The sequence below is a fragment of the Pseudoalteromonas sp. SiA1 genome, from assembly GCF_018732205.1.
In the GTDB taxonomy this organism is placed as follows: domain Bacteria; phylum Pseudomonadota; class Gammaproteobacteria; order Enterobacterales; family Alteromonadaceae; genus Pseudoalteromonas; species Pseudoalteromonas tetraodonis.
In genome coordinates, this window is sequence record NZ_CP076084.1 from 94,728 (window position 1) to 106,569 (window position 11,842).

11 protein-coding genes are annotated in these 11,842 nt (G+C 41.4%); 8 read left to right on the top strand and 3 right to left on the bottom strand.

Translation table 11 applies throughout. The annotated features are described in order from the left end of the window. Positions 1 to 54: 54 nt before the first annotated feature. Both lysA and lptM read right to left on the bottom strand, forming a co-directional pair. Positions 55 to 1,308, bottom strand: a complete 1,254-nt coding sequence (lysA, locus tag KK487_RS00490) for a diaminopimelate decarboxylase (protein ID WP_013463727.1) — start codon at positions 1,306 to 1,308, stop codon at positions 55 to 57. Further along, positions 1,309 to 1,488 carry an LPS translocon maturation chaperone LptM gene (gene lptM, locus KK487_RS00495; RefSeq protein WP_013463728.1) on the bottom strand — a complete coding sequence of 60 codons (180 nt, stop codon included), beginning with the start codon at positions 1,486 to 1,488 and terminating at the stop codon, positions 1,309 to 1,311. 148 nt (positions 1,489 to 1,636) lie between these two features. Here lptM and cyaY point away from each other — a divergent pair, with 148 nt between their 5' ends. The 8 genes from cyaY (at position 1,637) to add (ending at position 11,362) form a co-directional block, all read left to right on the top strand. Then, entirely contained in the window at positions 1,637 to 1,960 is a 324-nt protein-coding gene (gene cyaY, locus KK487_RS00500) for an iron donor protein CyaY (RefSeq protein WP_013463729.1), read from the top strand. Continuing rightward, the gene (locus KK487_RS00505; RefSeq protein ID WP_041695561.1) at positions 1,957 to 2,613 is read left to right on the top strand and encodes an alpha/beta hydrolase; all 657 of its coding nucleotides are present in this window, start codon (positions 1,957 to 1,959) and stop codon (positions 2,611 to 2,613) included. The genes cyaY and KK487_RS00505 overlap by 4 nt, the downstream gene beginning before the upstream one ends. 23 nt (positions 2,614 to 2,636) lie before the next feature. Further along, a complete protein-coding gene (locus KK487_RS00510; protein ID WP_013463731.1) occupies positions 2,637 to 3,542 on the top strand; it encodes a DUF2914 domain-containing protein in 906 nt (301 codons plus the stop codon). Positions 3,543 to 3,613: 71 nt separating this feature from the next. Continuing rightward, positions 3,614 to 4,552: a hydroxymethylbilane synthase gene (gene hemC, locus KK487_RS00515; RefSeq protein ID WP_013463732.1), complete on the top strand. Its 939-nt coding sequence runs from the start codon at positions 3,614 to 3,616 to the stop codon at positions 4,550 to 4,552. After that, the gene (locus KK487_RS00520; protein ID WP_013463733.1) at positions 4,552 to 6,393 is read left to right on the top strand and encodes a uroporphyrinogen-III C-methyltransferase; all 1,842 of its coding nucleotides are present in this window, start codon (positions 4,552 to 4,554) and stop codon (positions 6,391 to 6,393) included. Before hemC ends, KK487_RS00520 begins: the two co-directional genes overlap by 1 nt. After that, the gene (locus tag KK487_RS00525; protein ID WP_013463734.1) at positions 6,390 to 7,499 is read left to right on the top strand and encodes a heme biosynthesis HemY N-terminal domain-containing protein; all 1,110 of its coding nucleotides are present in this window, start codon (positions 6,390 to 6,392) and stop codon (positions 7,497 to 7,499) included. The genes KK487_RS00520 and KK487_RS00525 overlap by 4 nt, the downstream gene beginning before the upstream one ends. A 48-nt stretch (positions 7,500 to 7,547) precedes the next feature. Continuing rightward, the gene (locus KK487_RS00530; protein WP_013463735.1) at positions 7,548 to 10,238 is read left to right on the top strand and encodes an ATP-binding protein; all 2,691 of its coding nucleotides are present in this window, start codon (positions 7,548 to 7,550) and stop codon (positions 10,236 to 10,238) included. Positions 10,239 to 10,360: 122 nt separating this feature from the next. Beyond that, positions 10,361 to 11,362: an adenosine deaminase gene (add, locus tag KK487_RS00535; protein ID WP_013463736.1), complete on the top strand. Its 1,002-nt coding sequence runs from the start codon at positions 10,361 to 10,363 to the stop codon at positions 11,360 to 11,362. 47 nt (positions 11,363 to 11,409) lie between these two features. Here add and KK487_RS00540 read toward each other — a convergent pair whose 3' ends face one another. Next, positions 11,410 to 11,823: a CBS domain-containing protein gene (locus tag KK487_RS00540; protein WP_013463737.1), complete on the bottom strand. Its 414-nt coding sequence runs from the start codon at positions 11,821 to 11,823 to the stop codon at positions 11,410 to 11,412. Between the last annotated feature and the right edge of the window lie 19 nt (positions 11,824 to 11,842).

Genomic DNA, 11,842 nt, shown 5'->3' on the forward strand with positions numbered 1-11,842 from the left:
TTCGGTTTTGCTCTGCGCTAATCATGCCACAGAGCAGCTAGGTAACAAAAACGTTTATGGTAAAATTTTCTCACCTTGGTACAGGCTCTCGATGGTTTCGCGTTCGCGAATAAGATGATGTTGCTCACCATCTACCATTATTTCGGCAACCCGTGGGCGTGAGTTATAATTTGAACTCATTGTAAAGCCGTATGCTCCAGCGCTACGCTGCACTAATAAGTCACCTTGTTTGAGTGCTAGAGGGCGGTCTTTACCTAAAAAGTCACCGGTTTCACACACCGGCCCAACTACATCATAGTTGTGGGTAGGTGTTTCGTCATCACGCACCGATACAGGAATAATTTTTTGCCACGCTTGATAAAGTGATGGGCGCAACATGTCGTTCATACCCGCATCAACAATCGCAAAGTACTTGTCTTGATTTTGCTTAATAAACTCAACCTGAGTCACTAAAATCCCAGCGTTGGCGGCAATAGCTCGCCCTGGTTCAAAAATCAGTTCAAGGTGGCGATAATTAGTAAGGCGCTGTGTTACTTGTGCTGCATACTCACTCGGGTGGGGAGGCTGTTCGTCGTTGTAGGTTACGCCAAGGCCTCCACCAATATCTAAATGGCTTAACTCAATACCTGCATTTTTTAACTCATCAATTAATGCCAGTAGTTTATCAAGCGCCTCTAAAAACGGTTTGGTTTGTGTCAGCTGTGAGCCAATGTGACAATCAACCCCAACTATATTTAAGCCAGGTAACGACGCAGCATGTTGGTACACACTTAACGCGGTTTCGATACCAATGCCAAATTTGTTTTCTTTTAGGCCAGTAGAAATATACGGGTGTGTTTTAGCATCAATATCAGGATTAACACGAATAGAAATTGGCGCGTCTAGATTAAGCTCACACGCTACTTCTGAAATGCGCTCAAGCTCTGAGATTGATTCAACGTTAAAACATTTAATACCTAATTCTAACGCATAAGCAATTTCGTCAGCGGTTTTAGCAACCCCAGAAAACACCACTTTATTGGCTGCGCCTCCCGCTTTGATGACCCGCGCGAGCTCGCCTTTTGAAACAATGTCAAAACCCGCACCAAGTCGCGCCAGTATATTTAATACTGCAATATTTGAATTTGCTTTAACGGCGTAGCACACTAGGCTTTTATGATCTTGAGCTGCATTGGCAAACGCTAAATAATGGCGTTCAAACGTCGCTCTTGAATACACATAACACGGTGTACCATAGTGCTGTGCAATCGTTGCTACGCTGACATCTTCAGCAAATAGTTGGTTGTTTTTATAATTAAAAAAATCCATTTACTGCTCCTGTTTTTGCTCAATAGGTGTTTGCTTGTTGGGGGTGTCTGTTGGCTGATTTTGTTCAGTAGGCTGCTCTGGTAAGTACAGCGGGCCGCTTTGACCACAGCCAGCTAACGCACACAACAAAACGGTGCTGATTAATAGTTGTTTTAATTGTAAGGTATATGTCGCTTTCATTAGATTAATACGGTTGCTGGCTTTATAATCGCAGAGTAACAGAATATCTAAAAAATGCAGCTATTCGCGGATGATTTTATTCCTGTTACACTAGCTGTACAAACATGCACCCATTATTTAGGCGTCTTGCCTGCAAAGGAAATTAACGATGACTGATCACGAATATCACCAGTTAGCAGAAGCTCTTATGTTCACAATTGAAGAACAAGTTGATGATTGTGAAGCAGATTTAGATTATGAATCGGCTCAAGGTATTTTAGAAATTATTTTTCCAGATCGCAGTAAAATTGTGATTAATAAGCAAGCACCGTTGCATCAAGTGTGGGTGGCAACAAAATTTAATGGTCACCATTTTGAAATGCGTGATGGTCAATGGATTGATAACCGCTCAGGCGCAGAGTTTTGGAGTTTCATCAATGAAGCGTCAACACGTCAAGCGGGTCAAGAAATTAAGTGGCAATCATCGCTATGAGTTTAGAGTTTGTTCAATACCCAGCTCAGGGGACGCATAAAGCCACGGTTATTTGGTTACATGGTTTGGGTGATTCAGGTGATGGTTTTGCCCCAGTAGCGCCACAGCTCGATTTACCCAGTGAACTAGGTGTGCGTTTTGTATTTCCGCATGCGCCTATGCAGGCTGTTACTATTAACGGCGGTATGCAGATGCGCTCATGGTATGACATTAAATCGATGGATTTAGACAAACGTGCAGATGAACAAGGGGTTAGGGAGTCTGCAGCAAAAGTTGAGCAATTAATAACGCAAGAAATTGCTAACGGCATACCGGCGAACAAAATTATTTTAGCGGGATTTTCACAAGGTGGCGTCATATCGCTACATTTAGCCCCGCGTTTAGAGCAAAAGCTTGCTGGCGTTATGGCACTATCAACCTATATGTGTGTGCCACATAAATTGGCTGATGAAGCAAAGCAAACACAGCTAAATATATTTATGGCTCATGGGAGCCAAGATGACGTTGTACCGCATAGCGCGGGTAGAAGTGCGTTTGAAGTATTATCAACGCATAACATGGATGTGAGTTGGCAAGAATACCCTATGGGGCATCAGGTTTGTACACAAGAGTTACAAGCTGTGCGCCAATGGTTAATTTCTCGCTTAAGTTAGTTTAGGAGCCGCTGAGGGTCAAAATGAGTCAAAAAATAGTAATAACAGCAAATGTAAAACGTGAACCACAGGTTAGCGAACCCAGCGTGAGCTATGAGTGGCATTGGCGTCGGATTGTGAGTATTTCTATGTTGGTGATTATGACCTCTGCAGCGGTTATTTACGGCCTGTCTAGCGCTGTGAATGCTGATCAAGGGGCGCCGCATCCTAATGAGCAGTTCGATTCTACTGAGCAACAAATAGCAATTGTGTCGTTAAGCGATGATACTGCAGCATCAGCAGAGAGTGAAAACGCAACAGATGCTGATGAGGAGCTGCTGAGCAGTGTCGCAATTGCAGCACCTAAAATCCTTTCCCCAGATGAGCAAAAACCAGCTCCTATTACCGAACAAGTAACAACAGAGCCTGAAGTTCAACAAAGTATTATTGAGCAAGAAGTAGAGCCAACGCTCACTGCTGAGCCTGAAGAAGCAGCCATGGCTGCAACAGATAACCAAACGCCTGAAACCGAAACGGCCAGTGAAAAACAGGCTGAGCAAAAAGTATTTGCTGAATCAGCACAAGTTGCGAGTGTGGCCATTGGTGCCAAAATAGATACCGCTACTATTAGCCGAGCCGTATTGACGCGCAGTGTGAGTAATCGTGAACCAACCAATGTATTTGCCGCCGATGTGCGTTTAGGCCAATTTGAAGAATCATTGTCATTTTTTAGTGAGCTTAAAAACTTACAAGGTCAGCAGGTAAAGCATATTTGGTTATTTGAAGGCGAAGTGATGGCGGAAGTGTCGCTCAAAGTTACTTCTCCGCGCTACCGAACTTACTCAACTAAAAATATTATGGATTCCCAGTTAGGGAATTGGCGCGTTGATGTGGTTGATGAGCGAGGTTTACTCATTGCGCAAAAAGAATTTAGAATTTTAGCTGATTAAATCGCCCTCAGATAGAACAGGTTTTAATCCTGGAAGGTCAACAGACCCCAGTAATTATTGATGGATATTTTATGACTGAAAAAACAAAGTTAGTTCGCATTGCTACTCGTAAAAGTGCATTGGCACTGTGGCAGGCTGAATTTGTAAAAGCGCAGCTAGAGCATTTTCACGATGACGTGCGTGTAGAGCTGGTGCCTATGTCGACTCAAGGTGACATTATTTTAGATACACCACTGGCTAAAATTGGTGGTAAAGGCTTATTTGTAAAAGAACTAGAACAAGCCATGCTTGATGGGCGAGCAGACATTGCAGTGCATTCAATGAAAGACGTGCCAGTCGAATTTCCAGATGATTTAGAGTTACACGTTATTTGTGAGCGTGAAGACCCGCGTGACGCGTTTGTCTCAAATAATTTTGCCAATATTGATGCGTTACCGCAAGGCGCCATTGTTGGCACCTCAAGTTTACGTCGCCAATGCCAAATCAGAGCGTTGCGTCCAGATTTAGAAATTCGTGACTTACGTGGCAATGTAAATACACGTTTAGCAAAGCTTGATAGTGGTCAATACGATGCGATTATACTCGCAGCGGCTGGGCTAATTCGTTTAGAAATGGGTGAACGTATTCGTGACTTTATTGAGCCAGAAGTGTCGTTACCTGCTAATGGTCAAGGTGCTGTCGGTATTGAATGCCGTATAAATGATGAAGTTACTAAAGCCTTATTAGCTCCGCTGGAGCACAGTGAAACTCGTATTCGTGTTAATGCCGAGCGCGCAATGAACCGCCACTTAGAAGGGGGCTGCCAAGTTCCGATTGGTGCTTATGCATTGGTTGATGGTGAGCAAGTGCATTTACGTGGTTTAGTTGGGGCGATTGATGGCAGCGAAATTTTACGCGATGAAATTAGTGGGCATGTTGATGATGCGGAAAAATTAGGAGTTGAGCTGGCTAAAAAACTCTTAGCACAAGGCGCAGATAAAATCCTTGCTGACGTATATCGAGACGCATAATGAAACACATCTTGATAACTCGGCCCGAAGGAAAAGGCGCAGCCCTTGCACAGCAACTTGAGCAAGCGGGTTATCAAGCGTCTTTATGTCCTGTTCTAAAAATAACGTATTTAACCCCAACCAGCGTTGAGCTAAGCCCGTTGGTTAATGCCGACAAAATTATTTTTGTTTCGCAAGATGCAGTACATGCACTGAGTGCGCTTAAGCCTGCAATTAACACCAAAGCGCAGTTTTATGGTGTTGGCCAACAAACTGCCGACACCATTTATGAAGTATTTGGTGTACGTGCTGCTTTGCCAAAACAACATGATTCTGAGGGGTTGCTGGCGCTTAAGTCATTGGCTGAGGTTGATGGCAGTAATATCGTGTTGGTTAAAGGCATTGGTGGGCGGCCTGAGATAGCAAAAACCTTAAAACAACGCGGTGCTTTTTTAAATAATTGTGTGGTGTATCAGCGCGAGCCGGTAGCGCAACAATCCGCTGACTGGATAGACCACTGGCAAAGCCAGAATGTACACGGTATAGTCATTACTAGTAATGCCGCCGTTGATGCCATTTTTAATACCCTTACCGCGGCGCAACTAACATGGTTACAACAGTGCGAATTTTATGTTGCCAGTGAGCGTATTGGCGATTATTTACAACAGCAAAAAATAAATTCGACACATATACATACTGCGGCAGGGGCTAGCGACCACGCTATGTTTGCCTGCATTAATCAGCAAGGTAGCAAAATGAGTGAACAGTCAGCGACGTCAAAAGTAGAAAAAGCAGCAGCGCAACCAATAGCCAATAACACGTCTAATACCGCTAAAAACGACACTGCAAAAGCCAATAATCAAACGCAAAATAATACCCATAAAGTGAGTAAGGTGGGGAGTTTAGCGTTGGTGATTTCGTTACTTGTTGCCAGTGGCGTGGGTTATGAGTTTTATCAAAAGCTCAATGCCGGTAAAGTGCAAAATTTAGCGGTTAATGCATTATCAGAGCAAAATAAGATATTGCAGCAAGAGCTGCAAGCGCTTAAGTCTGAGCAACTCAGTCTTCAGCAAGCGTTACAAAAGAGCGAAGAGCAAACTGCTATGGCGCTTAATGAAAACTCTGTAAAAAATCAGCAAGCATTAAAAGCAGCACTGCAAAAAGTGCAGCAAAGTGGTAACACATTAAACCCACAAGAAGTGACCAGCTTACAACGCATGGCTGAATTTAAATTGTGGGCTGAACAAGATTATCAAGGCACAAGTGCAGTGCTTAAACGTTTAGATTCACTTTTAAGCGACCACCCAGGCACGCTTGAATTGCGCCAAGCAATTATACAAGACATACAAACGCTCGATAGCATTAAACCCGTTGCGACAGAGGCGATTTACTTACAGTTAAATAGTGTTAGAGATCGTATCGATAACTTGGTATTTAATGCGGTTAATTTGCCAGAAGAAGCGTCAGTAACTGACGAAAACGCGCTCTCTGAAAATATGAGTGATTGGCAGCAAAATATCCGAAATAGCTGGAATAAAATAGTTGATAGCTTTATTACAATTCGCCATCACGAAGGGGTATTAATAGAGCCGCTATTAACTGATAGAGAGCGCCACCTGATTAATCAGCGCATAAAGCTCAATATTACTCAGGCGCAAGATGCACTAATGAGCAAGCAAGCCAGCATCTATTTTAGCGCCTTAAACGACACAAAACGTTTAGTTACTGAATACTTTAAGCAAGATGATAATGCCACAAAAGTGGTACTACAAACTTTAGTAAACCTTGAAAAAGAGCCGCTTAACTTTAACCCTGAGGTGACATTGCAAAGTACTCAGCAAGTTAAGGAGTGGGCACAATGATAGGGTTGATCATTTTTATTGTCGCTATTGTATTGGTATTAGCGATCACTCCTTTCGTGTTAGATGAAAAAGGCTATGTACTGATTTCATTTAATAACACCACCATAGAAGGTACGATTGTTTCGTTTTGTATTATGGCGGCACTGAGCGCAGCAGCTTTGTATTTAACTTACAAACTCGTACGCTACTGTTTATCTATTTACAGAAATACCAAACATGGATTTTTTGCTCGCAGCCAAGAGCGCAAGCATGCAGCTATAGAGCAAGCACTTTGGAGTTTGATTAATGACGATTACGCGCAAGTGGAAAGCGCGTTATCAAGTAACAGTGTGCCAGCTAAATTTTTAGACATACGTTTGGCGTTACTAGCAAAAGCTGCACTGGCAAATAATCAACCCGATAAAGCGCTGGAATACTTGTTTGAAATAAGCCCTGAGCAGCAACTAAAAGTGGCTAAACTATGGTTAGCCAGTGGCGACAGCAGTGTTATTGAACCGCAAATACGGATGGCGGCTGAATCTAAAAAAGCCACGGTACTTGAGCTTAAACTGTACACTGAAGTGTTGGTGCAACAGCAGCACTTTAAAATATTAGAAGACTTTTTACCGCGCTTATTACGTAAAGATGCATTGAGCGATAAGCAGTGGCAGCAGGTGTTTTTAGCTTATTTTGCTGCTCAAGCGAGTGATGAGCTAACCAGTAAGTACCAGCAATTAGGTAAGAAATTGCAAGCACATGCGCACACTGCGTACTTAACTCAAATGGCAAAAACAGGGCAGTTGGCGAGTATTGAAAACGAGTTAAATAAAATGCTCAAACACGCTAAGCACCACACTGAACTTGCCGACATTTTACGTGAAGCTGCGCCAAGTAATGCTTACAAGCTGCAATCAAGCATTCAAGAACGGTTGAAAAAAGACGAGCACAATAACGCGTTATTATTAGCGCTGGCGTGTTTAGCGAATGCCCAAGGTGATTATGATTTAGCTGCACGAGTATTCGACAAAGCGCTTAATAGTGATAACAAATCACAGTATCGACAACAAGCTATACTAAGCTATAAACACAGCGCACAATTAGATAAGGCGCTTGTGCTCTATCAATAATGGATTATATTTTATAAATCAATAATTAAAAGCGCAGGAGCGAAGGCTATGAAAAATGTGTTTACACTCTCTTTTAGTCTTGCATGCGCTTATTTTTTTACTGGTTATCTTAGTAATTTATTACTCGCAGTTGACGGTTATGCCGTGGCTTCTTGGCCACCTGCAGGCATTGCACTAGCCAGTTTTTTATTATGGCGCCATCGCGCTTACTTAGGCATTATTGCTGGTTCTTTACTGATTAATTTAATTCATTTAGACCATGTTACAGATATTTTAAACTGGCAAATTTTGTTACATGCAGTGGGCCTCAGCTTCGCTGCTTTTTTGCAAGCATGGCTTGGCGCGCAAATAATTACAAAAGTAATAAAAGCCCCTCTAGACCTTTCATCGTTAAAATTAAGTATTCAAAGCTTAGTAATTGCAGGTCCTGTCTGCTGTGTTATAGGCGCTATTGCTGGCACGAGTTTATTAGTATTTAACCAGATCATCCCTGCTGCGAATGCGCTGGATAATTTTACTACTTGGTGGATAGGTGACAGCATTGGCGTATTAATTTTTACCCCATTGCTATTAGCTGTATTTCACTATTCTGAAATGCGCCATCGACTACAAGTTATTGTTCCTGCATTACTTATTTATGCGATTATTAGTATTAGTTTTTATGGTGCAGCGAGTGTAAAAAAACAAAAAGACACTCAAAAGCAAGAAACGAAAGTGCTTGCGACTCAAAGCGCTATAAATCAAAAGTTAGATGAGATCATTGCGCATCTATCTTTATTAAGTGGTTTTTTAGCAAATAGTGAAGACGTTAGTTTTAGTGAGTTTACGCAGTTTACAGCTAAACAATTAAGCTACAGTGAAGAAATACTTGCTTTTAAATGGGTTCCTGCGATTACTGATGATTCTCGTGCCGAGTATCAATCATGGATTGAGCAAGTTGATAGCGAAAACCCGTTTATCAAACAAAAATCAGCGAATGGGCAATGGCAAAAAGCCCCCTATCGAGAGCTCTATTACCCCGTAAAATATATAAACCCACTTAGGGGAATGAAAGATATTGTTGGGTTTGATTTAGGTTCAAACGAGCAAGTACGCACAGCACTCACTAAATCTAAAGTACTTAATGAATTGGTGATCAGTGAACCGACAGCACTGATACCGAATAACGATGGATTAAGTGTACTCTTTATGTATCCCGTTTTTGGAAATGTGGTAACAGAAGGCGATTTTAAAGGATTTGTTGTTGCCGTGGTTAGCTTAGCTAAACTTTCTAAGTCGCTGTCGTTTGACTCTAATGAGCGTATTGCGATTAGTTTTTTTGATATTAATAATGCTGAAAAACAGCAGGCACTTTATATTGCAGAGCATCATTCTATGGTGTTACTAAAAAAATATCAGTTGTTAATTGGTCAGCGAATGTGGCGCGTTGAGCTGCATCAACCCGTTTTAAAATCATCGTGGTTCATATACTGGCTAGCGCAAATAGTGGGTATGTTATTTGTGTGGTTGTTGATTATATTTTTGATCTCTGTGACGGCTACCAATATTCGGATTCGCGAACAAGTGGCAAAGCAAACACTCACGCTACGCCAAGAAAAACAAAAGGCCGATGAAGCCAGTGCTATAAAAAGTCAGTTTTTAGCCAACATGAGTCATGAAATACGCACGCCAATAAATGGCATAAAGGGTATGCACTATCTAGCGCTACAACAACAGGATTGGCAGCAAGCAAAAGGCTATATAGAGCAAGCTGATGGTGCTCTAAGTGTATTATTAAGAGTGTTAAACGATGTACTCGACTTTTCTAAAATGGAAGCCGGTAAACTTGAGTTAATGCAAGAGCCTGTGAACCTCAAGCAATTAGCCGAGGACATCGTCGGTTTAATGCAATTTGAGGTGGAGAGTAAATCGCTTTCTTTAAAATTAGAGTATGACAGCGATGCGCATTTAATTCTCAATACCGATCCTATTCGTTTAAAGCAAATTCTGCTTAATTTATTAAATAATGCAGTAAAATTTACCGCAAAGGGCTGTATTACGTTAAAGATTTGGCAATCATCAAAAATGACATATTTTAGTGTTAACGATACCGGGATTGGCATTAGCTCTGCAGCTCAAAAACAGCTTTTTAAACCCTTTTCTCAAGCAGATAGCTCAACGTCACGTCAGTACGGTGGTACTGGTTTAGGTTTGAGTATTTGTAAAAAATTGGTCGAATTGATGGGAGGGGCTATTGATTTAAAAAGCAGTGAGGGGCATGGATCTACGTTTACTTTTAGCTTACCAGTTCATTCATCGCTGCCAAAAGCCAAATACAGTGCTGATGCTTTATCAAAAATTGATGTGAGTAATATTTCTTTAGAAAAATATCAATTACTTATAGTGGAAGACAACCCATTAAACCAACATGTTGTAAGTGCTATTTTAGAAACTAAACACGGTATTGCTGATATCGCAAATGATGGCTTAGAAGCGATTGCGATGCTTAGCGAAAAAAACTACGACCTAGTATTAATGGATATTCAAATGCCTAATATGGATGGTTTACAAGCAACAAAAGTGATTCGTAATGAGTTAGGTTTTTTTGATTTACCTATTATTGGTTTATCCGCCAACGCTCACGAACAAGACGCTCAAAAAGCGATTGCCTCTGGAATGGATAGCTACATGACCAAGCCTATTGAAGCTGATGAGCTATTTAAAACGCTTTGGTATTATTTATCTCGCTTAGATAAGTAACACGTATTTTTGTACAAAAGGCAGACATAAGACCTCCAAGCGCCATTTTAAATATTCTACACTTGAAATATTACTGTACCTGCGTATCATTCGCGCAATTTTAACTCAACCGAGTAGCTACTATGATTAATAGAAAAATACCTTTGCTAGATATTCACCGTCACTTAGATGGGAATGTACGCGCGCAAACCATACTAGAACTTGGTCGTCAGTTTAATATAGCTTTACCAGCAGATAATGTTGAGGCACTTATTCCTCATGTTCAAGTTATTGATCCTGAGCCAAACCTAATGGCTTTTTTACAAAAGCTTGATTGGGGGGTCACGGTACTGGGTGATTACGATGCCTGTAGACGAATTGCAATAGAAAACATTGAAGATGCACAAGCGCAAGGCCTTGATTACGTAGAGCTACGTTTTAGCCCTTACTACATGGCACAAAGCCAAGGTTTACATCCTCAGGGCGTTGTTGAAGCCGTGGTCGATGGTATTAAGAGTGCAACAAAAGATGCTGATATTAAAGCAAACTTAATTGGTATTTTGTCTCGTACTTATGGTGTTAAAACCTGTCAACACGAGCTGGATGCTTTACTTGCTTTTAAAAATGATTTGGTCGCGGTTGATTTAGCGGGTGACGAAATTGGTTACCCTGGTGAACTGTTTGTTGATCACTTTAAACAAGTACGCGATGCATATTTAGCGGTTACTGTGCATGCTGGCGAAGCATTGGGTGCTGCAAGTATTTGGCAAGCATTAAACGAGCTTGGCGCAAGCAGAATAGGGCATGGCGTTAAAGCGATTGAAGACTCAACGCTAATGGATTATTTACGTGATAACCGTATTGGTATTGAATCGTGCTTAACCAGTAATATTCAAACCAGCACAGTGAATGATTTAACTAAGCATCCGCTTAAACAGTTTTTAGATCATGGCATTTTGGCCAGCATTAATACCGATGATCCGGCTGTTGAAGGGATTGAAATTGAGTACGAATACACAACTGCAGCGCCACAAGCTGGTTTATCGCAAGCTGATATGGAAAAAGCGCAAGCCAATGCACTTGAGATTGCGTATTTAAGTGATGCAGATAAACAGGCACTCAAAACCAAAGTCGCACAGCGTTAATCACCTGTACTATAAAAAAATGCCACTGTTTACAGTGGCATTTTTGTTTATATGTGAGTTTGACAGCTAACGTAATTATCATAAAGTGCTTTTAAAATATCGGCACGGCTGATCATGCCAACTACAACGTCACCATCAACCACAGGGTAATTCTTTGGCTTACCGGGTTGCATTTGTTCTGCTAATTCCATGATATTGGTATCACCGCTGACCGTCACAACTTCTGTTTGCATCAACTGCGATACTTTTACCATACCGTCACAAAAATAACTGCTTTGCATTAGGGGTTTAAGAAGCTCTTGCTCAGAAATAAAACCTACTAGCAACTTGTTATCGTCAAATACTGGGGCACCAAGCAATTTAAATTTTTGTAGTTCTGCAATGGCGGTCGTCATTTCTGTATTAGGGGTGATATGAGGCAACTTGTGTTGCATAAAATCTTTTACTTTTGTATTTAGCATTTAGGTTTCTCCCGCTGAA

Bases quoted from the DNA above. Each gene is read 5' to 3' on its own strand.
- lysA (WP_013463727.1), bottom strand. From the start codon at position 1,308: ATGGATTTTTTTAATTATAAAAACAACCAACTATTTGCTGAAGATGTC.
- lptM (WP_013463728.1), bottom strand. From the start codon at position 1,488: ATGAAAGCGACATATACCTTACAATTAAAACAACTATTAATCAGCACC.
- cyaY (WP_013463729.1), top strand. From the start codon at position 1,637: ATGACTGATCACGAATATCACCAGTTAGCAGAAGCTCTTATGTTCACA.
- KK487_RS00505 (WP_041695561.1), top strand. From the start codon at position 1,957: ATGAGTTTAGAGTTTGTTCAATACCCAGCTCAGGGGACGCATAAAGCC.
- KK487_RS00510 (WP_013463731.1), top strand. From the start codon at position 2,637: ATGAGTCAAAAAATAGTAATAACAGCAAATGTAAAACGTGAACCACAG.
- hemC (WP_013463732.1), top strand. From the start codon at position 3,614: ATGACTGAAAAAACAAAGTTAGTTCGCATTGCTACTCGTAAAAGTGCA.
- KK487_RS00520 (WP_013463733.1), top strand. From the start codon at position 4,552: ATGAAACACATCTTGATAACTCGGCCCGAAGGAAAAGGCGCAGCCCTT.
- KK487_RS00525 (WP_013463734.1), top strand. From the start codon at position 6,390: ATGATAGGGTTGATCATTTTTATTGTCGCTATTGTATTGGTATTAGCG.
- KK487_RS00530 (WP_013463735.1), top strand. From the start codon at position 7,548: ATGAAAAATGTGTTTACACTCTCTTTTAGTCTTGCATGCGCTTATTTT.
- add (WP_013463736.1), top strand. From the start codon at position 10,361: ATGATTAATAGAAAAATACCTTTGCTAGATATTCACCGTCACTTAGAT.
- KK487_RS00540 (WP_013463737.1), bottom strand. From the start codon at position 11,823: ATGCTAAATACAAAAGTAAAAGATTTTATGCAACACAAGTTGCCTCAT.